We start from the raw sequence: 26,905 nt of genomic DNA, 5'->3' as shown, positions 1-26,905 counted from the left end.
AGCCGGGGCGGTGTGGTCCCTCATAGCGGCTCACCGGCGATCGACGCCTTCGCGGGACACTTTATTTCGGTGGTGCCGTCGAGTCGCGGACCACCAGCCGGGTCGCGAGTTGGACGTGCTGGGAGTCGGGCCGTTCCCCGCGGGCGAGTTGCACGACGGTGCGCAGGGCGACGCGCCCCATGTCGTGCAGGGGCTGGTGGACGGTGGTCAGCGGCGGGTCGGTCCACAGCGCGCTGTAGGTGTCGTCGAAGCCGACGACGCTGAGCTCGGCCGGCACCGACAGTCCGCGGGCCCGCGCGGCTTGCAGCACCCCCAGGGCGACGAGGTCGCTGCCGGCGAAGATCGCGGTCGGTGGGTCGTCGCGGTCGAGGAGGGTGTGCGTCATCCGCTGCCCGGCCTCGGGGTGGAAAGAGTCGTAGAGGGTGAGCGCCGGGTCGATTTCGACTCCGGCGGTCTCCAGGGCCTCCCGGTAGCCGTGCAGCCGTTCCCGGGCCGGTACCGACTGTTCCGGCCCGCCGGCGTAGCCGATCCTGCGGTGCCCCAGTGACAGCAGGTGCTCGGTGGCCTGGACCCCGCCCGCCCAGTTGGTAGCGCCCACGCTGACCAGGTTCTCGTCGAGGGGGTTGAGGGGGTCGACCACGGCCAGGCTCAACCCCAGCTTCGTGCAGGTGGCGATCTCTTCGGCCGTCAACTCTGAGGTGACCACGAGCAGACCGGCGCGACCGCGGGCGCTGAGATCCTCGATCCAGTCGACCCCGACCGACCCGCGCCGGTCAGGGGCCTCCGAGGCGAAGGAGCTGGTGATCACCTCGATACCGAGGTTTTTGGCCCCGGCCAGCACGCCGTCCAGGACATAGATCGAGTAGGGGTTGACCAGGCTGTCGAACAGGGCTTGGAACATCCCGGTCGGTGCCGGAGCGCGGGGCCCGGTGGTGGGGGAGTAGTCGACGGTGCGCATGGCTGCCCGCACGCGGTCCCGGGTCTCGTCCGAGACGCCGGGCCGCCCGTTGAGGACTTTTGACACCGTCGCTTTGGAGACCCCCGCAGTCGTCGCGACCGCCCCGAGAGTCGCCCGTGAGCTGGCCGTCCGCGCCATCGCTTCCCCTCCGGCAGATGATTCTGCAACGTCACGATACACGAGTGGCAAGAAAAAGTTTCGTCCTCATGGCCTTATTGACATCCCTGTTGAGCGGGCTTAGGTTGCAATTTGTTTAGTAAACAGAAAGAAACTTTTTCGTTCTCTGGTGGTGAACCGTGCGATGAGGGCGAAGCTGACACCCCCACGGCGCGGCATCCGTGCCGTGGGGACCTCTGCTCAGGCATCGCACGCAGCTCATGTGGCGGTTCCACGCCCGGCGGCAGTGCTGACCATGCTTGCGCGGGGGGCGCTGACCGGGGAGCGGAAGAGGGGCCGGGCCATCTTCGACTCCTGGAACCAGGCCCACCCAGATCGGGAGATCGCAGTCGAGTGGGACGCCGACGACGCCTACACGGAGAAGGTCCGGCATCGCGGTCGGCTTTCCGTCAGTAACCCCACGACCCCACCTCTAAGGAGCATTCATGACCGAGTCCGCCCAGTGGCGCGACCCGTCGCTGCCCGTGGACGACCGTGTCGAAGCACTGCTGGCCGCCATGACCCTGGAGGAGAAGCTGGCCCAGCTCGGCAGTTTCTGGCCCCGCCCCCAGGGCGAGGAACAGGGCGACGGCGGAGAGGTCGCGCCGATGGAGAGCGCGTTTCAGGACAGCACGGGGCCGTTCGAGAAACAGGCGAGCAACGGTCTGGGGCAGCTCACCCGCATCTTCGGTACCGAGCCGGTCACCCCCGCCGAGGGCGTCCGGCGGCTGCGCGACCACCAGCGCTACCTGACCGACAACACCCGGCTGGGCGTCCCCGCCATCGCCCACGAGGAGTGCCTGACCGGGTTCACCACCTTCGGCGCCACCGTCTATCCTGCCGCGATCGCCTGGGGGGCGACCTTCGACTCCGCACTCGTCCAGCGTATGGCCGCCACCATCGGCCGTGACATGGCCGCTGTGGGCGTCCACCAAGGGCTGTCCCCCGTGATGGACGTGGTTCGCGACTACCGCTGGGGCCGGGTCGAGGAGACCCTCGGAGAGGACCCCTACCTGGTCGCCACCCTCGGCACCGCCTATGTCCGGGGATTGCAGGGCAGCGGGATCGTCGCCACCCTCAAGCACTTCGCCGGGTACTCGGCATCCCGGGCGGGGCGCAACCACGCGCCGGTTCCCATCGGCCCTCGGGAGTTCGCCGACGTCATCCTCCCACCCTTCGAGATGGCGGTGCGCGAGGGCGGTGTCGGGTCGGTGATGAACTCCTACTCCGACATCGACGGGGTACCCGCCATCAACCACGGGCTGTTGACCGAGGTTCTGCGCGAGAAATGGGGGTTCACCGGAACCGTCGTCTCCGACTACTGGGCTGTGGCCTTCCTCGACCTGATGCACCGCGTCTCACCGTCGCGCGCCGCCTCCGGGGCGCTCGCGCTGCGGGCCGGTGTCGACGTCGAACTCCCGGCGAGCAACGCCTACGAAAAGGTCGACGAGCTGGTGCTGTCCGGGGAGCTGCCAGTGGAGCTGGTGGATCGCTCCGTGCGGCGGGTGCTACGCCAAAAGATCGAGCTCGGTCTGCTCGACCCCGAGTGGCGGGCCGTGCCCGAGACCACCGGGGACGGAGCCGAGGTCGACCTTGACCCGGCCAGTAGCCGGACGCTGGCCCGCGAGGTCGCGGAGAAGTCGGTGATCTTGCTGGACAACCCCGGCGGGCTACCGCTCGCGTCCCAAACGTCGCAGGTCGCGCTGATCGGGCCGTGCGGCGACGATCCGCGGACGTTCCTCGGCTGCTACTCGTTTCCCAACCACGTCCTCTCGCGCTACGAGGACCGCGGCACCGGCGTGCGCGTCGATTCGCTGCTGACCGCGCTCAAGGCCGAGCTGCCGCAGACGCATGTCGAGCACGCGCTCGGCGTGCCCGTCCTCGAACCCGACCGCTCCGGCATCCCGGCGGCCGTCGAGGCGGCCCGGCGAGCCGATGTGGCCGTCGTGGCCGTCGGGGATCTGGCGAGCCTGTTCGGGCGCGGCACCTCGGGGGAGGGCTGCGACGCCGTCGACCTGTCGCTGCCGGGCGCACAGGCCGACCTCGTCGAGGCGGTACTGGCCACCGGTACACCGGTGGTTCTCGTGGTCGTCTCCGGCCGCCCCTACGCGCTGGGCGCGTTCGCCGGACGGTGCGCCGCCGTCGTACAGGCGTTCCTCCCCGGAGAGGAGGGCGGGGCCGCGATCGCCGGTGTACTGTCGGGGCGGATCAACCCCAGCGGTCACCTGCCTGTGGGCGTGCCGCGTCACCACGGTGGCCAACCGGGCACCTACCTCTCGGCACCGTTGGGCCGCCATAGCGACGGGATCTCCAACCTGGACCCCTCACCGCTGTACCCCTTCGGGCACGGGCGCTCCTACACGACGTTCGCCTACGAGGATCTAACGCTCAGCGAGGACCGGATCGCCCCGGACGGCCGGCTCCACATCGAGGTGACCGTGCGCAACACGGGCGAGCGTGACGGCGACGACGTGGTGCAGCTCTACCTGTCGGACGAGGTCTGTCAGGTGACCCGCCCCGTGCGCGAACTGGTCGGCTACGCGCGGGTCTCGCTGCCGGCCAAAGCGGCGTGCCGGGTGCGTTTCCAGGTGCACGCCGACCGGACCTCGTTCACCGGTATGGACCTGCGCCGCGTTGTGGAGCCGGGAACCTTCACGGTGGCCGTCGGCCATTCCAGCGAGGAGCTGCCATTGACCGCTACCTTCCAGATCACCGGGGAACCCCGGAGCATCGAGGGTGCGCGCGTGATGTCCACTCCCGTGGAGATCGCCACCGCCGACTCCTGACCCTCGGGAACTGGCGGGAGAGACCGCCGGGGCGCGGGCCGATCCGCCCGGCGCCGCGGCAGGTGAGCACCCCCGCCAGTGTGGGCAGTGGGGGTGGGAAGCGCTGCTCACCAGTGGTGGGAGCCTCGGCACCCCACCGGTGTCCCCTCCGAGTCCCGCTGGGAGCAGGTCGCAGCACAGAGGAGGCCGGCCAATGACCGATTACGGCAACGATCTGCTCTTCGGGGTGTTCATCACGCCCGCTGCCGAACCTGTGACCCACGCGGTCGACCTCGCGGTCGTGGCCGACAGGGTCGGCTTGGATCTGGTGACGTTCCAGGACCATCCCTACCAGCCGAGGTTCCACGACACCTGGACCCTGCTGTCCTATTGCGCGGCGCGTACCGAACGGGTCCACCTCAGCGGTAACGTGCTCAACCTGCCCCTGCGTCAGCCGGCCGTGCTGGCGCGCAGCGCGGCCAGTCTGGATCGGCTCACCGGCGGTCGGATCGAGATGGGGCTCGGAGCCGGCGGGTTCTGGGACGCCATCGAGGCCATGGGCGGCCCTCGCTTGACGCCGGGGCAGCGCGTGACCGCGCTCGAAGAGGCGATCGAGGTCATCCGCCAGATCTGGGCGGCCGACCAGCGCGGCGGAGCCCGGGTCAACGGCACCCACCACCGGCTCGACGGCGCGAAACGGGGCCCCGCACCGGCCCACGACATCGGGATCTGGCTCGGCGCCTACAAGCCGAAGATGCTGCGGCTGACTGGACAGGTGGCTGACGGCTGGCTGCCCACCCTTAGCTACCTGCCCGGTGGAGTGGGTGACCTCGCGCAGATGAACGCCCACATCGACGAGGCCGCCGCCGCGGCGGGCCGGGCTCCGGCGCAGGTACGCCGGCTCCTCAACATCTCCGGCGAGTTCCACCGCGTGGGGCGCTCGCTGTTTCACGGACCGCCCCAGCAGTGGGTCGAAGAGTTGGCCGGCCTCACCCGCACCTATGGCATCACCGCCTTCCTCCTCGCCGCCGATGACGCCACCCCGATCGAACGCTTCGCGGCCGAGGTCGCCCCCGCGACCCGCGAACTCGTCACCGCCGAGCGTGCCGCCGCCCCAGAGTGACGAAGCGCCGGCCGACAGCCAGGAGCAGCCCGAGCCCCGCGGAAACGCCGTTGCGTCCCCGCCTTCCGGGAAGGTCGCGGAGCACCGGGAAGGACGCTCCGGGGGCTTCTGCGCGGTTGCCATGAAAGAACGTTCGTTCTAAGTTGGCCTGGTGGTCCGTATGCCTCAGGAACATGTCGACGCGCGCCGGCGTCAGATTTTGGACGCCGCACGGCGCTGCTTCGTCGGCAACGGCTTCCACGCCACATCTATGCAGGATGTTCTCGCTGAGGCCGGGATGTCAGCGGGGGCGGTCTACCGCTACTTCAAGGGCAAGGACGACATCATCGCGGCCATCGCCACAGAGGCGCTCACCGAGGTCGCCGCGGCTTTCGAGGCCCATGACACCGCACAGCCGCCCGACCTGGAGGCCATCGTCGACTTGGTGTTGCAGGTCGAGCAGCCTCCCCTGGCCAGCTCGCGCGAATCGGCCCGCCTGCTGGTTCAGGTGTGGTCGGAGGTGCTGCGCTCTCCCGAGGTGGCCGCGCAGCTCGACGGGATCATGGCGCAGGTTCGTGAGGTGGTCGGTGGCCTCGTGGCGCGCCACCAGCAGCGCGGAGTGCTCCCCGCCGACATCGCGCCCGAGCGCGTGGCCGACGTTCTGATCGCCCTCGTCGACGGGTTCATGGTGCAGCGGGCGGTCCACGGTCACGCCGATCCGGCGGCGTTTCGCGACGGGCTCCGGGCCCTCATGTCGGCGACCGGTTGACTGTCTCTGACAGAACGAACATTCGTTCTTGACTCGGTGGGGCGACCGTGGTGCCATCGAGAGAATGAATGTTCGTTCTGTCGCGGTGCGTGTAGCCGTGACTCCGCGAACGCACTCGTGGCCCCCTGCCCGCGCAGTCGTGAGCCCATTGGGGCGCAGCGGAGCGGCGTGAGTGTCGGGCCCGCGCACCCCCAGCGAACAAGGAGGAAGATCAGCCCATGACCACCAACGCAGATGTCCCCGAAGGACTCAACGGCGTCGGCGCCACCGCCTTGGGGGTGGCCGCCCTGCGCGCGCAGGAGAGCCGCCGCCCCGACCGGCTCTTCGACGACCCCTACGCGCAGCACTTCCTCGACGCCGTCGACCCGGCCACCTCTCCCTGGGCCGTCGCGGAAACGCCCGGCGACGTCGACTTCCTGCGCTTAACGGCCGAGCAGGTCGCCCTGCGTACCCGTTTCCTCGACCAGGCGCTGCTGCACGCGGCCCAGGACGGGTGCGATCAGGTCGTCCTGCTGGCCTGCGGTGTGGACACCCGCGCGTTCCGACTTCCCTGGCCGACCGGGGTCCGGGTCTTCGAGGTCGACTTCGCCGACGTGCTGGCCTTCCGCGACACCGTGCTCACCCAGCACGGCGCCACCTCGACCTGCCAGCGGGTCGAGGTCGCCGCCGACCTGCGCGAGGACTGGCCCCGCACGCTCATCGAGGCCGGCCTCGACCCGACCCGCCCCACCGCATGGCTGGCCGAAGGCATCCTCTACGCCCTCCCACCCGAGGCGACCGACCTCCTTCTTGAGCGCGTCACCGCCGCCTCCGCGCCCGGCAGCGTCCTGGCTCTGGACCACGTGGAGGACTCCGAGCTGCTGCGCACCACCCGGGCCGAGATCTCCGCCGAGCTCCTCGACCTGTGGCAGGGCGGACCGGCCGAGGCTCTCGACACCTGGCTCGCCCGCTATGGTTGGCGCCCCAGCGTCCACGACGCCACCGAGGTCGCCGCTCACTACCAGCGTCCGACACCGGCGGCCTTCGCTCCCGAGCGCGCCGACACCGGCCACGCCTGGCTGGCCACCGCCGAGCTCCCCTAGCCCCGCGCGGGGCGCCGTCTTCGCCCGCGCCCCGCATTCACGCGCACCGGAGACGGCGTGGACAAGACCGGTGTCCGTCCGCTGGGGCGAGCCCACACCCGGCGTGGAGGTGCCGGTCGGTTGGACACGGGACGATCCGCCGTACCTGGGGTTTCTGACCTCGCCGGCGCGAACCCTTCCCGAGCTGCGCGATCCGGCCGAGAGGTTTGCCAACTGGGAGTTGGGTTCGCGCTACAGGCTGCGTGAGACCAAGCGCGGGGTGCTGACCATGACCTGCCATCCCCAGGTGATCGGCCGCGGGCACCGGTGGCTCCGGTTGGAGGAGTGGCTGGACCGGCTCGTGGACGGCGACGTCGCGTTCACCCCCGTCGCTGCGGTGGCCGCCATGGCGGCGCGAGGTGAGCGCCTTGGCGGGGCCGCCGGGGGCGTGCGGCGGGGGGCTTTGGCCTGCGGAGAGCGTGCGGGGTTTCCCGCCGCTCGTGCCTCGATCGCTTCGCGATCTCGGCAGCCTGGGGTGGGCGCCACTGTAGGTCGGTTGAGGTTGGGGGTGGGTGTTGTGGTGGGTGGGTTGTGGGCAGTCTGGGGTGGGTGTCGCTGTAGGTCGGTTGAGGTTGGGGGATGAGTACCGCAACGGACAGCCTGAGGCTGGGGTGGGGCGGGCTGGGGTGCTGGGGCTCAACGCCTTCTGGGGCGCCCTTTGCCACCGATCCCACAGAGACCGCCGGCCCACCGCTGTATTCCCCGCCATAGCACCACACCCTCCACGACAGCGACCCCCATGCGGCAGCAATGTTTTGGAGCGCAGGGACCTTGGGGGAAGGGCGAGGTTGGGGCGGGGCGATGTCGTGTGCGGCAGCGACAGTGCCTCACCCCGGCAGCCGCCCGCGTCGTTTCTACTCGTCCGCAGCCATAGCGTCCCCTTGAGGCTGCTGAGATCGCGAAGCGATCGAGGCGCGAGCGGACACTGAGTTCTCCGAGCCGGGCAAACGCCAGGCCCCTATCCGCCACGACTACCAAGGCCACGCGACGAGCAACGCACGAGCCACCCCACCCCGCTTGACCTCCCCTAGAAGCCCCCGAGTCGCTCGCTGAGATCGGGCGGGCCGCGGCGCCTCGTCGGCGAGCCAGGTCGCGGCCCGGCTCTACCGCGCTCGCCGCCAGGCCGGGCTGGAGCGTGTCAGCGGCGTAGGCTCGGGCTGTTCGCCGCTAGCGGCGCGGCGCCGTCGCCGGCACGGTAGGGGAGAGCGGTGGTAGGGGAAGCACTGGGGGTCTCCGTGGTCGCGTTCAGCACCGGCGTCGACGACGTGGCGTGGCCGGCGCGGGTGGGCTGTTCGGGGCAGTGCCCTATGGCCGTCCCAGGGTGCTTTCCCGCCGGATGAGGGCGAATCCCGGCCGGACGTGGCGCGGGGCGGCCTCTTTTTCCTCCTCGGCGCCGTCCAACCGGCTCAGCAGCGCGTCGACGGCCGCTTCGGCGATGGCCTGCTTGTGGGGGGCGATCGTGGTCAGGGTCGCCGAGCAGTACCGGCCATCCTCTATGTTGTCGAACCCGACCACGGCGACATCCTCGGGCACGCGCAGCCCCCGCTCGGCCAGGGTGCGCATGGCGCCGATGGCGACGACGTCGTTGTAGCAGAAGACCGCGTCGGGGGCGGCCCCCGAGTCCAGCAGCCGTGCCATCCCCTGTGCGCCGTCTTCCCGTCCGTAGCCGTCGGTGGTGGCGACCAGGTCGTCCCCGCCCCCGGCCGCCGTCTCCGACATCACCTCGCGCCAGCCGCGCAGTCGCAGGTGGGCGGGTTGACGCGATCGGCCCTGCCGGGCGCCGATGAAGGCCACGCGCTCGCGCCCCAGGTCGAGCAGGTGCTGGGTGGCGGTGCGCGCGGCGGCGACGTTGTCGATGGCAATGTGGTCGTGGGGGGCCTCGTACTCGCGTTCCCCCAGCAGGACCAGCGGTGCGTCGTGGCCGCGGGCGAGGAGGTCCTCGTTTTCCAGCTCGATCGGGCTGAGGATGAGCCCGTCGATCAGCCGTGCCCGGAACCCTTGCGCGAACAGGATCTCCTGGTCGCGACGCCCGTTGGTGGGGTCGAGCAGGACGATGTAATCCAGGCCGGCCGCGTAGTTGATCACGGCGTTGGCGAGTTCGGCGAAGTAGGGGTTGCCCAGTTCGGGCAGTGCTAACGCGATGATCCCGGTTCGGCCCTTGCGCAGGTGGCGTGCCGTGAGGTTGGGACGGTACCCCAGTTCGTCGATGACCTGCTGCACCCGCTGCCGGGTGGCTGGGGTGACGTGCCGGTAGCCGTTGACGACGTTAGAAACCGTCTTGACCGAGACGCCCGCGCGCTTGGCGACGTCTTTCAGGCTGATGACCACAGCGCTCCCTTCGCACACACGCCCTGCCCCGCTTACCTGGCGCGGTCCGCTTGGCAGCGGGCGGTGCCCACGGAGCGGGTCCGGAAGCGCCGTGGTGGTGGGGGAAGACGTTTACCAACGTATGGGCCAGCAGGGTCCTCGGCGTGCTCGACGGTGTTCGGTGCCCGGAATCGATGCTGACTTTTACATCGTTATACATCACTGATGGTCGCTTCGCATACCAGGTTCGCTCATTCGATCTTGATTGGAGATGCTGTGTAGTGCTGAATCGCGGAAGTCAACCGATCTTCAATCGAGGACTAGACAGGCACGTGTGACTGTGGTCTCATCATGGAGAAACCGGATTTCCTACGTTGTAAAAGACGTACGGAACACCCCCGCGGCTTGTCACTCCGGCCGCGTGACTCATGACCCCCATGATCCGGAGGCTTCAGGTGAGACGCTTCCCCGTCTATCTCGATCCCCCCTCGCATCCTCCTCGCCGCTTCGGCGGCATGCGCACCCGCTCCCTTCTGGCTAGGGCGACAGCCGCGGCCACCGCCCTTGTCCTGCCGCTTACGGTCGTCACCACGGCCCAGGCCCAGGAGTGGAGCCCCCAAGAACCTCCGCTGGAGACCCCCTGGACCGATGACGTATCGCCGAGCAACGCGCTACCGGAGTACCCGCGTCCGCAGTTGGTGCGCGACGAATGGCAGAACCTCAACGGCACGTGGGAGTGGGCGCCGGCCCAAGAGGGCGATGAGCCGCCCTTCGGCCGCCCCCTCGATCGCGAAATCCTCGTCCCCTACCCGGTGGAGTCCGCTCTTTCCGGGATTGTCGAGGACACCGACCGGATGTGGTACCGCCGTACCTTCACCGTCCCCGACTCCTGGGACGACCGCCACGTCAAGCTCCACTTCGACGCCGTGGACTGGGAAGCCGATGTCTGGGTCAACGGCACCAAGATGGGCGACCACCGCGGCGGCTACGACCGCTTCTCCTTCGACATGACCGACGCCCTGCAAGAGGGCGAGAACGAGATCGTGGTCGGCGTCCACGATCCCACCGACTCCGGCCAGCAAGCCGTGGGCAAACAGCGCAACAACCCTGGCGGCATCTTCTACACCTCCTACTCCGGCATCTGGCAGACGGTGTGGATGGAGCCGGTCGATCCCGCCAACATCACGAAGCTGGACCTGACCCCCGACGTGGCCGGCGAACACCTCGACGCCGTCGTCCACGCCGTGCGCGACGGCGGAACCACCGCCCGGGTCACCGTCCGCGACGGCGACACCGTGGTCGGCACTGCCACCGGCGAGCCCGAGTCCACGATCGAGGTGCCGGTGCCCGATCCTCACCTGTGGTCACCCGATGACCCCTTCCTCTACGACGTCGAGGTCACCCTCGAACGCGGCGACAAGAACAAGGTCCGCGACCGGGTCGAGAGCTACGCCGGCATGCGCTCCATCGACACCGAGATGGTCGACGGCGTGCTGCGCCCCGTGCTCAACGGCGAGTACGTGTTCCAGATGGGCGCTCTGGACCAGGGGTACTGGCCCGACGGCATCTCCACCGCGCCCACCGACGAAGCGCTGAAGTTCGACATCCAGGCGCAGAAGGACCTGGGCTTCAACACCATCCGCAAGCACGTCAAGGTCGAGCCCGACCGTTGGTACTACTGGGCCGACCGCCTGGGCATGCTCGTCTGGCAGGACATGCCCTCCATGGCCCATAGCCCCGACGAGGCCGCCCAGGAGCAGTACGAGCACGAGCTGGCCGAGATGATCGACCAGCACCACAACTTCCCCTCCATCACCCACTGGATTCCCTTCAACGAGGGCTGGGGCCAATACGACGGGGCGCGCATCACCGACGAGGTCGCCGACATGGACCCCTCGCGGCTGGTCACCGGCGCCTCGGGCTGGTTCGACACCGGCAACGGCGACGCCGTCGACTCTCACATCTACGTCGGCCCCGGCGACCCCACCCCCGCCTCCGACGAGCGGATCTCGATCCTCGGCGAGTACGGCGGCCTCGGGCTGCGCTTCGAGGAGCACGAATGGAGCCCGGGCAACGGGTTCGGCTACGAGATGGTCTCCGACAGCGAGTCCCTGACCACGCGCTATGTCGGCCTGACCGCCGGTGTGCAGCGCCTGGAGCGCACCAACGGGCTCTCCGCCGCCATCTACACCGAGATCACCGACGTCGAGAATGAGCTCAACGGGATGTGGACCTATGACCGCCAGCGGCTCAAGATCGACCTTGAGCGGGTCAAGGCCGCCCACGAGGACCTGATCGCCGGCCGACCGGTCAGCGGATCGGTCGAGCTGCCCGTGGACGAGCTGCGCTCCCTGCGGGTCACCACCCCTGGCTACACCGAACGCTACATCCGCCACCAGGACTCCCTGGGCTTCACCGAGGTCGTCGACGACGACAGCTCGGAGCTGCTCAAGGAGGACGCCACCTGGCGGATCGTCCCCGGCCTGGCCGACGACCAGTGCTACTCGCTGGAATCGCTGAACTACCCCGGCGAGTACCTGCGTCACCGCGACTCCCGCGTCCGGCGCGAAGCCTCCGACGGCTCGGAGCTGTTCCACCAAGACGCCACCTGGTGCGCAGTGCCCGGCCTGGCCGGCTCCGGAGTCTCCTTCCGCTCCTACAACTTCCCCGACCAGTACCTGCGCCACTACGCCGCCGAACTCTGGCTCGCCGGCGTCGGCGGCCCCGAGGCCTACGAAACCTCGGAGTCCTTCAACGAGGACGTGACCTGGGCCCTGGAGGACCCCTGGGCCTGACCGTCACTTGACGGGCCGCCCGCCGCCCCTTCCCGACAGCGGGCGGCCCCGCCCCACAACGCCGCCGGTGCCCGCCGGCACCGGCGGCCCCCAGCCCGGGCAGACCGCCTGCGGCCCCGAGCGGACCTCGATCCGCCCCCGACCCCACGAGTCCCCGATACCCCGATTTTCGTCTATCGGCGGCCACCCGGCGAACCTCGCCAACCGCGCGGCTTGCTGAACGGCTCGCACACCCTTCTTTGGTGGAGGCTGAACATGGCAATTGATCTCTTCGACCGCGCCGGGCGCTCCCCCCGACGCACGGCAACGGTCTTCACCGCGGTCACCTGTACGGCGCTGACCCTGTTGGCCACGTCCTGCGCGCGGGGGGAGGACGACGTCGCCTCCGAGCAGCCGTCTGGCGACACCGAGGCGCAGGCCCAGGTGCTCGACGACGCCGCGGGCAGTGACGAGACCTGCAACATCGAGCAGTTCGGCATGGAGGGATTCGACCTGTCGGAAATGAAGGTCGGCTTCTCGCAGTCTGAGGCGGAATCCAACCCCTTCCGCATCACCGAGACCGCCTCCATCGAAGACGAGGCCGAGAAACGCGGCATCGAGCTGATCACCGCCAACGCCCAATCGGAGTTCTCCCAGCAGATCAGCGACGTCCAAGGGCTGATGTCGCAGGGCGCCGAACTGTTGATCATCGCCCCGCTCAACTCCGACGGCTGGGAGCCCGTCCTCGCCGAGGCCGAGCGCAAGCAGGTGCCCATCGTCACCATCGACCGCCAGATCAACGGCACCCCCTGCGAGGACTACGTCACCTTCATCGGCTCCGACTTCGTCGAGCAGGGCCGGCGCGCCGCCGACCAGATGATCGAGGCGCTCGACGGCGAAGGCAAAGTCGCCATCCTGCTGGGCACCCCCGGCAACAACGTCACGACCGAACGCACCAAGGGCTTCAAGGACCGTGTCGCGGAGAAGGCGCCCGACATCGAGTTGGTCTTCGAGCAGACCGGCGAGTTCACCCGCGAAGGGGGCCAGTCGGTCACCGAGCAGCTCATCCAGTCCGAGCCCGACATCGACGGCGTCTACGCCGAGAACGACGAGATGGGCATCGGCGCGGTCACCGCGCTGCGCGGAGCGGGCAAGGAGCCCGGCGACGTCAAGATCGTCACGATCGACGGGACCGAGACGGCGGTACAGAACATCATCGACGGCTGGATCTACGCGGTCATCGAGTCCAACCCCCGCTTCGGCCCGCTGGCCTTCGACGCCCACGAGGCCTTCGGCAAGGGCGAGGACGTCCCGGTCGAACTGATCATCTCCGACCGCGAGTACACCGCCGAGAACGCCGAAGAAGAACTGCCCAATGCCTACTAGCCCGCAGGGGCCATCGGCAGTGGCGGGACCGGCCGGGCCGTACCACCCGGCCGGTCCCGCCGGTCCGGCTGGATCGCTCCGGCGCCACCGCGTGGGAGCGACAGACAACAGGAAGGAACAGTGGCGATGACCGCTACCGCAGCGCAGGGCGGGGCCGACGAGGCTGCCTCCATCCTGCGGACCCGCGGACTCACCAAGCGGTTCCCCGGCGTGCTCGCGCTCGACGAGGTCGACTTCGAGCTCTCTCACGGCGAGGTGCACGCCTTGGTCGGCGAGAACGGCGCGGGTAAGTCGACGCTGATCAAGGTCCTCACCGGGGTCTACGCCCCCGACGGTGGGCAGGTGCGCTACCAGGGCGAGGACGTGCGCTTCGACACTCCGCTGCGCGCCCAACAGGCCGGGATCTCCACCATCTACCAGGAAGTCAACCTGATCCCGCTGCTCAGCGTGGCGCGCAACCTGTTCCTGGGGCGCGAACCGCGACGCTTCGGGCTCATCGACTTCCCTCGCATGCACCGCGAGGCGGCCACGATCCTGCGCGACTATGGAGTCGAGGTCGACGTGACCCGGCCGTTGCAGGGCCTGTCCATGGGAGCTCGGCAGATGGTGGCCCTGGCGCGCGCCGTCATGGCCGAGGCCCGGGTCGTGATCATGGACGAGCCCACCTCTTCCCTGGAGCCGCGCGAGGTCGAGACTCTGTTCTCGGTGATCGACACCCTACGCGAGCGCAAAATCACCGTGGTCTACGTCAGCCACCGGCTGGACGAGCTGTACCGGATCTGCGACCGCGTCACCGTGCTGCGCGAAGGCCGCGTGGTGCACACCGGCGCAATGGCCGACCTGGAGCGACTGCGACTGATCTCGCTGATGCTCGGCCGGGACATGGAACAGATCGAACGCCAGGGCTCCACCACCTTCGGTGGCCCGCACCAAGCGCGCGCCGAGGAGCCGGTGCTGGTCGCTGACGACCTCAACGCCCGCCAGCAGCTCCACGGCGTCTCCCTGGCGATCCACCCGGGTGAGGTGCTCGGACTGGGTGGGTTGTTGGGGTCGGGCCGTACCGAGACCGCCCGGGCCATCGCCGGCGCGCTGCCCCTGGAGTCCGGCCGGATCACGGTCGCCGGAGTGCCGCTGCGGCGCCGCTCCACGGCGGCGGCGATCCGCGCGGGCATCAGCATGCTGCCCGAGGACCGCAAGAGCGAGGGCATCATCCCCGAACTTTCGGTGCGCGAGAACATCGCGCTCGCGGCGATGCCGCGCATGTCGCGTTTCGGGCTGGTCTCCGAGCGCCGCATCGACCGCGTCGTCGACGTCTTCGTCAGACGCCTCCGCATCAAGGCGGCCGGAACCCGACAGAAGGTCGCCGAACTCTCCGGCGGCAACCAGCAGAAGGTCCTACTCGCCCGCTGGCTGGCGCTCAACCCCACGGTGTTACTGCTCGACGAGCCCACCCGCGGCATCGACGTCGGCGCCAAGGCCGAGGTGCAGCGCTTGGTCGACGAGCTGGCCGCCGAAGGGCTGGGAGTCATGCTCATCTCCTCAGACGTGGAGGAGTTGATCGAGGGCGCCGACCGCGTGGTGGTGCTCAAAGACGGCGCCGTCGTGGGGGAGCTCACCGGCGACGAGGTCAGCGAGGGCGGGTTGATGTCGGCCATCGCCGACGCCGGCGCCGACATCGACCCACCCGAGGCCGGCGCCGCCGAGACCAGCCCCGCGACGCTTCCCCCTACCGGCACCGCCGCGACATCAGCCGACGGCACCGTCACAACCGGCGAAGACACCGCCGACACCCGGGCCACAGCGGGCGCGGGCAAGGGCCCCGCGCGAGAGGAGGGCCGGTGACTGCGCTCGATATACCCCGGTTGCGCATCGACCGCGAACGGATCATCCCCTGGCTCCAGGAGTACGGCGTCTACATCGGCGTCGCGGCGCTCTTGGTCTTCAACATCGTCTTCACGCCGCACTTTCTGTCACTGGAGAACTTCCGTACCCAAGCCGTGCAGGTCACTCCGGTGCTGATCCTCTCGTTGGGGATGGCGCTGGTGATCGCCACCGGCGGTATCGACCTGTCGGTGGGCTCGGTGATGGCACTGGCCGCGGCCATGATCTCGCTGTATCTGGGCTATGGCCCGGTGGTGGCCATCCTGGTCGCCCTGGTCGCCGGTGCGGCGGCCGGCGCGGTCAACGGCGCCTTGGTGGCCTTCGCCGGGGTCCAAGCGATCGTGGCGACGCTGGCGATGATGATCGGTGGGCGCGGCCTGTCGCTGGTGCTGCTGCCCCAATTGGAGGGAATCCGCAACCCCGGCATCCGCGAACTGGGCGCCGGCTCCGTCCTGGGGGTGCCCTACCTGGTTTGGATCTCCGTGGCGCTCATCGCGCTGGTGGTCTTCATCGTGCGGCGCACCACCTTCGGCCGCCAGATCGTGGCCATTGGCGGTAACCGCCGTGCCAGCGAGCTGTCCGGCCTGCCGGTGCAGCGCACCCTGCTGGCGGTCTACGTGTTGTGCGGGCTGTTCGCGGCCATCGCCGGCGTGCTGGCCACGGCGCGGCTCCAGGCCAGCGACCCCAACTCCCTTGGCGTGCTCATCGAGCTGTCGGCGATCACGGCCGTGGTGGTCGGCGGCACCCCGTTGCAGGGCGGCCGGGTGCGGGTCGCCGGCACAGTAGCCGGAGCGGTGCTGATGCAGTTGCTCGTCTCGACTCTGATCAAGCACGACCTGCCGCCGTCGTGGACGCAGATCGCCCAGACCGTGGTGATCATCGCGGCCGTCTACGTAGCGAGGGAGCGGGGGAAGAAATGACCACGGGGAAAAGCACGGCGGTGGTCGAGCTCGGCGCTGTGGGACCGGACGGCGACACCGGGCGGCAACCGCCCGCCGGCAACGGCGAGCGCGGCGGAGTCGCCACGGAGTTCGTTCAGCGCCACGGCGCCTTAGTAGTGCTGCTGATCGTCCTGGCCGTCGCGTCACTGACGCTCGACAGCTTCTTCAGCCTGGGCAACCTCAACCACATCGCGGTCGGCGCGGCCTTCCCCGCGATCATCGCGCTGGGGATGACGTTCGTGATCATCACCGGCGGTATCGACCTGTCGGTGGGCACTGTGTTCGCCCTGGCCGGGGTGCTGGCCGCGTGGGCGTCGCAGTTCGGCAGCCTGGCGGCGCTCGCGCTCCCGCTCGTGGTGTGCGGGCTGATCGGCATGCTCAACGGCGTGCTCATCGCCCGCGCGCGACTGGCGCCCTTCATCGTCACCCTGGCGACCATGCTCGGCGCATGGGGGCTCATGCTCGCCGTCTCCGACGAGGGCACCGAGACCTACGTGGTACCCGACGGGCTGCTCCTCACTCCGATAGTGCAGGACCGCATAGCCGGCATCGGCTACCCGGTGTTCCTGGTGATCGTCCTTTTCACCATCGGCGGGCTGATGCTGCGCCGCACCGGGTGGGGCCAGAACCTCTACGCGGTCGGCGGCAACGAGGACGCGGCGGCGCTGCTGGGGGTGCCAGTGGCGCGCACCAAGATCACCGCCTACACCCTCTCCGGCCTGTGCGCCGGTCTGGCCGGTGCCCTCAACGCGGTGTGGCTGGGCTCGGGGGTGACCATCTTCGGCATCGGCATCGAACTGGACGCGATCTCGGCCGTGGTCATCGGCGGCACGCTGTTGGCCGGCGGCTACGGCTTCGTGTCCGGGTCGCTGGTGGGCGTGCTCCTGCTCAACGTCATCCAGAACATCATCAACGCGATCGGCAGCCTCAGCTCCGCCTACCAACAGGTGGTCAGCGGCTCGTTTCTGATCCTGGTGGTCCTCGCGCAGAACTACCTGAGCAGGCGCCGCAAGCAGGTCTGACGTGCGTCGCTGAGCGGGACAAGGAACGCGCGGAAGGAAACGTGGCCTCCGCGGACTCTCGCGGAGCGTGGCCTTTCGCGCGTTCCGTCGTATTCGCTTCCGTCACAGAAAGTACGAACCGCATTCCCCTCTGTTATAGTCATTACACAGTGTTTTTATTTTCTACTTAGAGTCGTGTTGTTTCGTGGGTGGTGTTTGGGGGGTGAATTCCTTGGGTTCGTGAATGTCCAGATGGTTGTTGAGAATAAAACGAGGTATTAATAATTTTGCAATTTGTGCGGAGTACGTATGGAGCTTGCGGGAAGAATCTCTGTCTTGTGTCTAGAGGGGCGCCATGCAAGATCGTATTCTCACGCTGATCGTGGGGGTCGTCGAAGACCTCAATAAGCGCAGGAGCGAGAAGATCCCGACCGGGAACATGCTCGAGGTCGGCCTGTACGGCGACACCGGAGTTTTCGACTCGATGCAGTTGGTGGGCTTCTTGACCCAGGTGGAAGAGGCCATCGAGGATGAATTCGATGTCGAGATATCGCTGACCTCAGAAAAAGCCGTGTCGAGGCGGGTAAGCCCCTTCAGCCGTGTCAGCAAGCTCATCGAGTTCATCGAAGAAGAGCTGGAATTGGCCGGCGTCGAAACCGGCCGTGACACCGTTGCCGAGTCGGCTTAGTAGAGGACGGGCAGATGTCGGTTTCGGTACGCAAGGCCGGTGCGGACGACCTGTATCCGGTTTATGAGCTGCTGCGCAACTCGACCCTCAACTCCGCGCCCCTGCCGTTCGAGGCACGCAAGCGGATGTTTCGCCCCGTGTGGGGAGGCGATGAAGGCTACTACGGCTACGTCATGGAGGCGGAAGGCGAAGTCGTCGGCTTCCTCGGCACGCTCTTCACAGAACGCGAGATCAACGGCACGCGACACAAGTTCTGCGAGATACATAGCTGGTACGTGCGCGACGATTATCGCAACGAGAGCATCAAGCTCTTCCTGCCCGTCATGTCCCTGCGCAAGGTCACGCTGCTCAACTACACGCCGACCCAGACGGTCTACGACATCAGCAAGAAGTTCGGGTGGAACGATCTGGAGACACAACTGCTGATGTTCCTCCCGATCCCCACGCCGCGCAGTCTGGGCGCGGGTGTGCGGGTGGAGACCCGCAAGCACGCGATCGTCCAGTACCTCGACGAGACCGACAAGCAGATCTTTCTGGACCACGACGACGTCCCATGCAGCCACTTCCTGGTCCGGGAGAACAACGGCACCGGCTACTCCTACATCATCCTCAAGAAGATGTGGCTGAGCCGCCTTCGGCCCTTCGGCCGGATCATCTACGCCAGCGACAAGCGGATGCTGCTCAACCACATCGACTATCTGAAAATGCTCTGGTGCCTGCGGCTCGGGCTGACCTGCGTGGTCATCGATCGCGATGAGGTCGAGGCCGAGCCCAAACCGGCCTTCAGCAAGGTGATCGACCGTGATGTTCCGTCGCTGTACCTTTCCAAGAACCTCAAACCGGCTGACATCAAGCCTCCGCTCTACACCCTGCCCCTGCTGATCGGCTATCGACTGCACTGACCTATGAACACCCTCCTCATTACGGGCACCCGAACGGGAGTGGGCAAGGCGCTGGCGGAACACTTTCTCGACCGGGGCGACCGCGTCGTGGGGTGCAGTAGGAAGTCGTCAACCATCGACCACGCCAACTACAGCCACCACGAAGCCGACCTCACCGAGCCCACAGCCGTAAAAGCCATGTTCCGCGAGATCAGGCGGGAACACGGGCACCTGGACACCCTCGTGAACAACGCCGGCACGTCGAACATGAACCACTTCATGACCACGCCGGAAACGGTCGCCCGCGAGATCTTCGACATCAACTTCTTCGCCGTACTGAACTGCTGCCGGGAAGCCGCCAAGCTGCTACAGAAGAGTGAGGAGCCCGCCCCCTCGATCCTGAACGTGTCGACCGTGGCCGTGCCCTGGGCACTGGAGGGGCAGTTGGCCTACTCCGCCAGCAAGAGCGCGGTCGAACAGTTGACCCGCGTCATGAGCAAGGAACTAGCCGGCTTCAGTATCCGGGTCAACGGCATCGGCCTGCCGCCGGTGCGCACGGTTCTCACCCGGACCCTGCCCACGGAGATGGTCGACGACCTGATCGGGCGGCAGGCGATCAAACGCATGTGCACGATGGCGGACATCGTCGGCCCCGTCGAATTCCTGGTCTCCCGGGCCTCCGGCTTCGTCACCGGCGAGACGCTATTCCTGGGTGGTGTTAACTGAATGCGAAGCGAACTCGTCACCAGGCTCGCGGAGCTGGGGACGCTCACCGCCGTCGTCGATCGCGGCGCCTCCCACACCTACACCGACCTGGCGGCGGGGGTTGAGCACGTGGGCGAGACCCTGCGCGAGCACCAGGTGCGCCCGCACGACGTCGTCGTCCTCAACGCCGACTTCTCCTTCCTGTCGATCGCCACGCTGCTCGCGCTCTACATCAACCGCAACGTGGTCATCCCCGTGGTTACTCTCAACGAGGCCACGCACACCACGATCATGGAGTCCTGCGGCCCCACCCACACCATTCGGGTCGACGGGGACCTCACCATCGAAGAGGTGGCGGGAGCCTCCGGCGCTGGGGCCGGCACCTACGACCGCCTCGTCGAGGCCGGCGCCGCCGGGCTCGTCCTGCTCAGCAGCGGCAGCACCGGCGCCCCCAAGGCGATCCTGCACAACCTCGACTCCATCGTCGAGGAGAAGCTGGGGGCACACACGCGGGTGGGGCGAAAGCCCCCCAACATCCTCATGTTCTTGCTGTTCGACCACATCGGCGGGATCAACTCCCTGCTCGGCGCCTTGCGAGTCGGCGGAGCGGCCATCGTGCCCAGCCAGCGGACCCCCGACGAGATCTGCGCCCTGATCGAGCAGTACGGAATCCGGCTGCTGCCCACCAGCCCAACCTTTTTGAACCTGCTGATGATCGGTGACTACCACCGCAAGTACGACCTCACCAGCCTGCGTCTGATCACCTACGGCACCGAGCCCATGCCCGAAGAGCTGCTCAAGCGTGTCAACGCGGCCTTCCCCCGGGTCAAACTGCTCCAGACCTTCGGCACCAGCGAGACCGGCATCTCCACGACCACGAGTGAGTCGTCGAGCAGCACCTACTTCAAGATCGCCGACGAGAACGTCCAGTACCGCATCGTCGACGGTGAACTCCAGCTCAAGAGCAACACCCAGTTCATGGGCTACCTCAACTATCCCAGTGACTCGCTCACCGAGGATTCCTGGTTTCGCACCGGAGATCTCGTCGAGGAGAAAGCCGACGGCTACATCCAGATCCGGGGCCGCGCCAAGGAGATCATCAACGTCGGCGGGGAGAAGGTGCTCCCGCTGGAGTTGGAGTCCATCCTGATCGCCAGTCCCCTCATCGAGGACTGCGTGGTCTACGGCAAAGCGAACTCCATCACCGGCCAGTCGGTGTGCGTGGACATCAAACCCACGACCGACATGACCCGGCCCGAGGCCCGCAAGCACGTCACCGAGTTCCTGACGGGCAAGGTCGACCAGTTCAAGATCCCCGCCAAGGTCAACATCGTCGACGCGGTGACGGTCTCCGAACGGTTCAAGAAGAGGAGGAGCCAACCGTGAAGGAGCTCGTCATCATCGGGGCCGGCAAGTTCGCGCTTGAGGTCACCCGCTACATCGACGACATCACCGCCGCCGGTGAGGAGCAGTACCGTATCGCCGGCTATCTGCCCGTGCCCGAGGAGTCCACACACGCGCCGGCCGACCTGTGCCTCGCGCCGGAGGAGTTCCCTCCCAAGGCCGGGACCCGTGTGGTGCTGGCCCTCTCAGACACCGGCCACCGGCGCGCGATGATCGACGACCTCATCGACAAGCACGCTCTGATCGCCGAGAACATCGTTCATCCCAGCGCCATGGTCGAACCCGCTGCGCTGCAAGGCGCAGGCATCATCATCGGCCCGCGCAACTACGTCGGCGTGAACGTGACCCTGGGCAGCCACACGGTCGTGAACTACCACTGCACCATCGGGCACCACTCGCGTCTGGGAGCGAACAACTTCCTCGCTCCCAACTTCAACTGCGGAAACAGCATCACGGTCGGTGACGACAATTTCTTCGGTCTGAGCTGCACGATCGCGCCGGAGGTGGTCATCGGCGACGACTGCCGATTCCAGGCCGGGATCAGCTTGTTCGACAACGCCGACAGCGGGTTCTCCTACCTGTCGCCGAGCCGTATCAAGTCCATTAAGTCATCCTGAGGAGAGCAAGAGTGAAGCAATCGAAGGTTGCCATCATCGGTGGCGGACCCGCAGGATGCGTGGCGGCGTTGGCGCTGCACAAGCTCGGGCACGAGGTCGAGCTCTACGAGCGGGAACACTTCCCCCGCTACCGGGTCGGCGAGTCGTTCCTGCCGGGCACCTTGTCGATCCTGTACCGCCTCGGGCTCCAGGACAAGATCGACGCCGCCGGCTTCGTGAAGAAACCCTCCGCCACGTTTCTGTGGGGCCAGGACCAAGCTCCCTGGACCTTCTCCTTCTCGACGCCCCTGAGCGAGCCCTGGGTCTTTGACCACGCCATCCAGGTCGATCGCAAGGAGTTCGACACGCTGCTGCTCAACGAGGTCAAGGAGCGCGGCATCGCCGTGTCCGAGGGAACCCCCGTCACCGACGCCGACGTCTCCGCCCCCGACCGGGTCACGCTGACCGTGCGCCGCGACGACGGCCCCCAGCAGGTCGAGAGTGATTTCGTGATCGACGCCGGCGGCTCCAGCAGCCTGCTGGCGCGCCAGCTCAAGGTCCGCCGCTACGACGAGTTCTACAAGAACTTCGCCATCTGGTCCTACTTCAAACGCGCTGACCCCTTTGCAAACGACCTCAAGGGCACCACCTACTCCATCACCTTCGAGGACGGCTGGGTCTGGATGATCCCGCTCAAAGGTGACATCTACAGCGTCGGGCTGGTCGTCGACCGCTCCAAGGCCAGCGAGGTCAAGGAGCTGGGACCCGAGCGTTTCTACCGCGAGACCCTCGCCAAGGCCACCCGGGCCATGGAACTCCTGGGCGACGCGGAGATGGTCGACGAGGTGCGCATCGTCCACGACTGGTCCTATGACTCCGAGCTGTTCTCCGACGGCCGGTTCTTCCTGTGCGGCGACTCCGCCTGCTTCACCGACCCCCTGTTTTCCCAGGGCGTCCACCTCGCCACCCAGTCGGCCGTCTCGGCAGCCGCCGCCATCGACCGCGCCAGCCAGCACGAGGACGAGCTCGAAGCGGTCCATCAGTGGTACAACCGCACCTACCGCGACACCTACGAGCAGTACCACGAGTTCCTAGCCTCGTTCTACACGTTCGCCTCCTTCACCGAGCCCGAGTCGCAGTTCTGGCTCAACCGCCGGATCAGCGAGTCCGACGACGAGCGGCTGGAGCGACAGCAGTGGTTCAACCGGCTGGTCGAGAAGGAGCGCGACAGTTCCTCCTTCTCGGTCGCTGACTTCCGCGACCGTGCCTCCACGATGATCGCCATCGGCCGGCACCAGCGCATGGAACTCAGCGACGAGTTCTCCGACGACGAGCTGAACACCGCCCGGGTGCGCTGGATCAGTGGGCTCACCAAGCAGCTCAACCGCATCAAGAAACTGCGGTGGAACGGCGAGGAGGTGCGCCTCAAGCCCCACTACAAGGTCGAGCCGCTCAGCTTCCGACTGGAGCCCCACCAGGTGCTGGCCAACGAGGACGGGGTGGACATGGTCAAGTACCCGGTGGAGGAGGAGCACCGAGAGATCTTCCAGAGCCTGCTCAAGGAGGACGTCAGCTACAAGTCCCTGGTGGGCTGGCTGGGCGAGGCCGGAAAACAGGACGTGGGCTCCCAGATTGTCGTTCGCCTCATGGAGGCCGGTCTGCTGACCGGCTACGACAAGAACGACGAGCGTGTCTTCATCCAGGACCGCCTGCGCTTTGACGGCGTGGGCGTCGAATACGAGGTGTGACCATGGAAACGACAGCGACCTATGTGTTCCTCGCCGGCATTGGCAACTCCGAGGCCCACCACTGGCAGTACCTGTGGTACCAGCGCACGGCAGGCGGCGTCTGGGTCGAGCACGAGTCCTGGGACAGCCCCGACCGTGACCGGTGGGTCAAAGACCTCGACGACGCACTCGCCGCCGTCACCGGCCCCAAACTCCTCGTCGCCCACAGTCTGGGCTGTTCGGTGGTGGCTGAATGGGCCCGCGACCACACCGATACCGCCATCACCGGGGCGTTCCTGGTCGCGATGCCCGACGTGCACGGCCCCAACTTCCCGGCTGCGGCGCAGGGGTTCGGTGCCCCGCCCCAGGAGCGGCTGCCCTTCCCCACGGTCGTGGTGGCCAGTGAGAACGACCCCTATGGCTCCCTGGAGCACTCCGAGGCAGCGGCTCGGCAGATGGGCGCTCAACTGGTCAACGTCGGCCGCCGAGGCCACATCAACGCCGAGTCCGACCTGGGCGCCTGGGACGAGGGCTGGTCCATCTTCACCGACCATTTCGTGCGCTGAGCCGGCGACTGGAGGAACGGCGTGCCGTACTCGGAGACCACGAGCGACGCTGCCGCGCCGCCAGCCCAGGGGCGCCCGAAAGCGAGCACCGCCCACGCGAGCCGGAGGGAAGCCGATATGGAAGCTGTCCACGCTGAGCAGGTCGACCCCGGCGTAACGTTTCAGCACTGGAACGTCGAACTGCACAAGCCGGACCTGTTGATCTGGTCGGACCGGCGCCGGGTGCTGGCGGTCCTTGAGGACCGTAGATCAGACGGCTGGGTCATCTGCACCGTCGCCGACCCGCGCATGCTTGCCGACATCGCCGACGGCGGCCGGCTCGCCATGGTCTTCCGAGCCGACTGGCCCCAGGTCAGGAAGGGAACAAGGGTTCCGCTGTTCACCACGGACTATTCCGTGGACCGCAGCCGCGGAGTCGTCCTGGCCCGGTTCGTCGACTCCCAACTGGAGGCGGGCGACTACCTGCTGCCCGAACCGCTCACGGCGAGTCTACGCAGCAGCGTGCTCTTCCAGCGGGTGCAGCGCGTCAGCGTGGTTCGGCTCTCGCCCTACCACGGTGCGTTCGTGACCCAGGACCCGGGCCGCTGCCTGGTGCCGGGAATGGTCGTCACCGTCGAGTCCTGGCTGCCGTGGCTGGGACGCCTGCGACTGCGTGCGCAGTTGACCGCCTATCGCGAGGAGCCCGGCGGGGTGCGGTTCGCCTTCCGCATCGTCGACCGAAGATCGAGACAGTTCTGCGCGATCGCTCTGGCCGGCACCGTCGAAGGGTTCGACTTCGCCGCACTCGCGTCCTGCGGCGTCAAACCGTCGCGGATGACCGGCTACCTCACGGTCCAGACGGTCTCCGACGACGCGACGTTTCGCCAGGCACTCGGCATGCGCCTGGCCGGTAACCGCAGCTTCGGCCGCCTCTCCGAAGTGACGGACTGCACGGAGGTCGCCGACCACCTCGACCCGCACTCGGTCAACTTCATGTGCCTGTTGGGCAACAAAGTGCTGGGGACGGGACGGGTCGTGGTCAACGCCGGGGATCGCGCCCTGAGCGAGATCGAGGCTGAGACGACCGGGCTGCCGGTCCACATCTGGCGGGGCGGGTTCGTGGAGGTGTCGCGACTGGCGATCCACCCCGACGCCCGGGGGGCCGGGGTCGTCGTCGCCCTCTTCCGCGAAGTGGCGCGCATGGTCTTCAACCTCGACTGCCGTTACCTCGTCCTCGACTCCATCGAAAAGCTCGCCCCCAGCTACGAGAAGATCGGCGCCAAACGGCTGCCCCTCACCAAGACCCACCCCTACAGCGCCGAGCCCGTGCAGGTCATGGCTATCGACCTGTGCGAGCAGTTGGGGCGCGTCGACCGGCGCTGGCTCTACTGGCAGTACGTTTTCGGACCGCCGCTCAAGCACCACGCCGCCACCAGCTCGCTACAGCGGCTCACCAGGTTCGTCCGCGGCAGCGGTCGCCTCGTCTTCTGGATCAAGCGCAGGCTGGGTCGGCTGCCGTGACGTTTCCACCCCCGCAGAGCCCTCGGGAAACTCCAGTAAGGAATGGGCACCTGTGACCGCTGAACGCAACCCCTGGTCGGCCCTGACAGCGTTGGTCGTCGGCTATTTCATGGTCGTGTTGGACATGACGATCGTCGCCGTGGCCAACCCGGTGATCATGGAGAGCCTGAACACCGGCGTCTCGCAGGTCGTATGGGCCACCAGCGCCTACCTCCTCACCTTCGCGGCCCTACTGCTGCCGGCCGGTCGGCTCGGCGACTACCTTGGCCCTCGCAGCGTCTACCTGTGGGGCCTGGCGCTGTTCACGCTGGCGTCGTTGGGGTGCGGACTGGCCGACTCGGTGACGGTGCTCATCGCGGCCCGCGCCGTCCAAGGCGTGGGGGCCGCTATGGTCACCCCGCAGACGATGGCGATGATCACCCGGATCTTTCCCCCGGAGCGGCGCAGCGCCGCCATGAGCCTGTGGGGTGGTGTCGCCGGGCTGGCCAACCTCGTCGGGCCGCTGCTGGGAGGCGTCCTGGCCGATCAGGTCGGCTGGGAGTGGATCTTCTTCAGCAACGTTCCGGTCGGCGCCGCCGGCCTGATCCTGGCCATCCGGTTCGTGCCCGTGCTCACCAGCCACACATCTGAGAGACGGCGCAGGTTCGACATCCCCGGCGTCGTGCTCAGCTTCACCGGCATGTTCCTGCTGGTGTTCGGTATTCAAGAAGGCGGCAACCGCGGCTGGGAGGCGTGGCTGGGGTGGATGATCGCCGCCGGAGTGGCGGTCCTGGTCGTCTTCACCGTCTACCAGGGGCGCACCACCCGCGAGCCGTTGCTGCCACTGAGTATCTTCAGGGACCGCAACTTCGCGCTGTCCAGCGTCGCCGTCGCCGCAGCCGCCGCCGCGGTGGCCGCGATCATGGTCCCGCTGTACTTCTACCTGGAGCAGGTCCGCTCCCTGTCGGGGGTTGGCGCCGGGCTCCTGCTGGCCCCGATGGCGATCCTGGCCATGCTGTTCGTCCCCGTCGTCGGCATGTTCGGCGACCGGCTCCACCCCCGGTTGATCCCGGTCGCCGGCTTCACGCTGTTCGCGGCCACACTCATGGGCTTCGCCACGCTCATGACCCCCGATTCGCCGATCCCGGTGTTCCTGGTGGGCGCAGCCCTCGCCGGTATCGCCAACGCCTGTCTCTGGCCCTCGCTGGCGGTGACCGCGACCCTGAATCTCCCCCTGCACCAGGCCGGTGCCGGCGCAGGGGCTTACAACACGATGCGCCAGGTCGGGTCGGTGCTGGGCAGCGCCGCGATCGCCGCCGTCGTGGCCAGCCGTATGGCCGTCCACGACCTGGGCGGCGAGCGGGCCGCGGCCGAGGGAGTCGCGGCGGGCGAGGTGCCCGAGTCGGCCATGGCCGCCTTCGGCGCCGCGTTGAGCGAGTCGATGTACCTGCCAGTGGCGCTGCTGGTCCTCGGCGCCGTTACGGCCGCGTTCATCATCCGCCGCGCCACCGACGCTGCCCCCGCCCCCGCGCCCGCCCCGGCTCCGCCCAAGCAACAGGCCGAGGATTAGGTTTTGTTTTTCGAACGGCTGGAGTGTGGAGCTGTGGGGAGGGTTTTCGTTTGCTCGTGCCTCGATCGAGGCACGAGCGATGGTGGACACCTCAGGTGAGGGGGGCCACTGTGCCGGGCGTTACGCAC

20 protein-coding genes are annotated in these 26,905 nt (G+C 67.8%); 18 read left to right on the top strand and 2 right to left on the bottom strand.

Annotation, left to right across the window (positions count from 1 at the left end):
* Positions 1 to 61 precede the first annotated feature (61 nt).
* A complete protein-coding gene (locus ABD848_RS17465) occupies positions 62 to 1,096 on the bottom strand; it encodes a LacI family DNA-binding transcriptional regulator (protein WP_344973288.1) in 1,035 nt (344 codons plus the stop codon).
* 464 nt (positions 1,097 to 1,560) lie between these two features.
* Between ABD848_RS17465 and ABD848_RS17460 the strand changes: the two genes are divergently transcribed.
* The 4 genes from ABD848_RS17460 (at position 1,561) to ABD848_RS17445 (ending at position 6,832) form a co-directional block, all read left to right on the top strand.
* Complete coding sequence (locus ABD848_RS17460) at positions 1,561 to 3,900, top strand: glycoside hydrolase family 3 N-terminal domain-containing protein (protein WP_344973285.1); 2,340 nt, start codon at positions 1,561 to 1,563, stop codon at positions 3,898 to 3,900.
* Between the two features lie 193 nt (positions 3,901 to 4,093).
* Entirely contained in the window at positions 4,094 to 5,002 is a 909-nt protein-coding gene (locus ABD848_RS17455; protein ID WP_344973283.1) for an LLM class flavin-dependent oxidoreductase, read from the top strand.
* Positions 5,003 to 5,162: 160 nt separating this feature from the next.
* Positions 5,163 to 5,750: a TetR/AcrR family transcriptional regulator gene (locus ABD848_RS17450; protein WP_344973281.1), complete on the top strand. Its 588-nt coding sequence runs from the start codon at positions 5,163 to 5,165 to the stop codon at positions 5,748 to 5,750.
* 218 nt (positions 5,751 to 5,968) lie between these two features.
* Positions 5,969 to 6,832 carry an SAM-dependent methyltransferase gene (locus tag ABD848_RS17445; protein ID WP_344973279.1) on the top strand — a complete coding sequence of 288 codons (864 nt, stop codon included), beginning with the start codon at positions 5,969 to 5,971 and terminating at the stop codon, positions 6,830 to 6,832.
* Positions 6,833 to 8,176: 1,344 nt separating this feature from the next.
* Here the strand turns inward: ABD848_RS17445 and ABD848_RS17440 are convergent.
* Positions 8,177 to 9,199, bottom strand: a complete 1,023-nt coding sequence (locus ABD848_RS17440) for a LacI family DNA-binding transcriptional regulator (protein WP_344973276.1) — start codon at positions 9,197 to 9,199, stop codon at positions 8,177 to 8,179.
* Between the two features lie 434 nt (positions 9,200 to 9,633).
* On the opposite strand from ABD848_RS17440, the gene ABD848_RS17435 reads away from it, so the two are divergent.
* From ABD848_RS17435 to ABD848_RS17370, 14 genes are all read left to right on the top strand, one after another.
* On the top strand, positions 9,634 to 11,973 hold the full coding sequence (locus ABD848_RS17435) for an AbfB domain-containing protein (protein ID WP_344973272.1): 2,340 nt from the start codon (positions 9,634 to 9,636) through the stop codon (positions 11,971 to 11,973).
* 255 nt (positions 11,974 to 12,228) lie between these two features.
* Positions 12,229 to 13,338, top strand: coding sequence for an ABC transporter substrate-binding protein (locus ABD848_RS17430; RefSeq protein WP_344973270.1), 1,110 nt, complete (start codon positions 12,229 to 12,231; stop codon positions 13,336 to 13,338).
* Between the two features lie 126 nt (positions 13,339 to 13,464).
* On the top strand, positions 13,465 to 15,180 hold the full coding sequence (locus ABD848_RS17425; protein ID WP_344973268.1) for a sugar ABC transporter ATP-binding protein: 1,716 nt from the start codon (positions 13,465 to 13,467) through the stop codon (positions 15,178 to 15,180).
* Entirely contained in the window at positions 15,177 to 16,139 is a 963-nt protein-coding gene (locus ABD848_RS17420; protein WP_344973265.1) for an ABC transporter permease, read from the top strand. Before ABD848_RS17425 ends, ABD848_RS17420 begins: the two co-directional genes overlap by 4 nt.
* Positions 16,136 to 17,182 carry an ABC transporter permease gene (locus ABD848_RS17415; protein WP_344973263.1) on the top strand — a complete coding sequence of 349 codons (1,047 nt, stop codon included), beginning with the start codon at positions 16,136 to 16,138 and terminating at the stop codon, positions 17,180 to 17,182. The genes ABD848_RS17420 and ABD848_RS17415 overlap by 4 nt, the downstream gene beginning before the upstream one ends.
* A 334-nt stretch (positions 17,183 to 17,516) precedes the next feature.
* The gene (locus ABD848_RS17410) at positions 17,517 to 17,849 is read left to right on the top strand and encodes a hypothetical protein (RefSeq protein WP_344973261.1); all 333 of its coding nucleotides are present in this window, start codon (positions 17,517 to 17,519) and stop codon (positions 17,847 to 17,849) included.
* A gap of 14 nt (positions 17,850 to 17,863) precedes the next feature.
* Positions 17,864 to 18,751 carry a GNAT family N-acetyltransferase gene (locus ABD848_RS17405; RefSeq protein WP_344973259.1) on the top strand — a complete coding sequence of 296 codons (888 nt, stop codon included), beginning with the start codon at positions 17,864 to 17,866 and terminating at the stop codon, positions 18,749 to 18,751.
* Positions 18,752 to 18,754: 3 nt separating this feature from the next.
* Positions 18,755 to 19,456 (top strand): SDR family NAD(P)-dependent oxidoreductase, encoded by a 702-nt coding sequence (locus ABD848_RS17400; RefSeq protein WP_344973256.1) that lies wholly within the window; start codon positions 18,755 to 18,757, stop codon positions 19,454 to 19,456.
* A complete protein-coding gene (locus ABD848_RS17395; protein ID WP_344973254.1) occupies positions 19,457 to 20,821 on the top strand; it encodes an ANL family adenylate-forming protein in 1,365 nt (454 codons plus the stop codon).
* Complete coding sequence (locus tag ABD848_RS17390; RefSeq protein WP_344973252.1) at positions 20,818 to 21,456, top strand: LbetaH domain-containing protein; 639 nt, start codon at positions 20,818 to 20,820, stop codon at positions 21,454 to 21,456. Before ABD848_RS17395 ends, ABD848_RS17390 begins: the two co-directional genes overlap by 4 nt.
* Positions 21,457 to 21,467: 11 nt before the next feature.
* Positions 21,468 to 23,183, top strand: a complete 1,716-nt coding sequence (cmlS, locus tag ABD848_RS17385) for a chloramphenicol-biosynthetic FADH2-dependent halogenase CmlS (protein ID WP_344973250.1) — start codon at positions 21,468 to 21,470, stop codon at positions 23,181 to 23,183.
* A 2-nt stretch (positions 23,184 to 23,185) separates the two neighbouring features.
* A complete protein-coding gene (locus tag ABD848_RS17380) occupies positions 23,186 to 23,728 on the top strand; it encodes an RBBP9/YdeN family alpha/beta hydrolase (protein ID WP_344973248.1) in 543 nt (180 codons plus the stop codon).
* Between the two features lie 117 nt (positions 23,729 to 23,845).
* Positions 23,846 to 25,228, top strand: coding sequence for a GNAT family N-acetyltransferase (locus ABD848_RS17375; protein WP_344973246.1), 1,383 nt, complete (start codon positions 23,846 to 23,848; stop codon positions 25,226 to 25,228).
* Between the two features lie 52 nt (positions 25,229 to 25,280).
* A complete protein-coding gene (locus ABD848_RS17370; protein ID WP_344973244.1) occupies positions 25,281 to 26,777 on the top strand; it encodes a DHA2 family efflux MFS transporter permease subunit in 1,497 nt (498 codons plus the stop codon).
* The last annotated feature ends 128 nt before the right edge of the window (positions 26,778 to 26,905 follow it).

The sequence above is a fragment of the Salinactinospora qingdaonensis genome (genome assembly GCF_039539445.1).
GTDB lineage: Bacteria > Actinomycetota > Actinomycetes > Streptosporangiales > Streptosporangiaceae > Salinactinospora > Salinactinospora qingdaonensis.
This window is presented reverse-complemented; position numbering and strand designations above follow the sequence as displayed.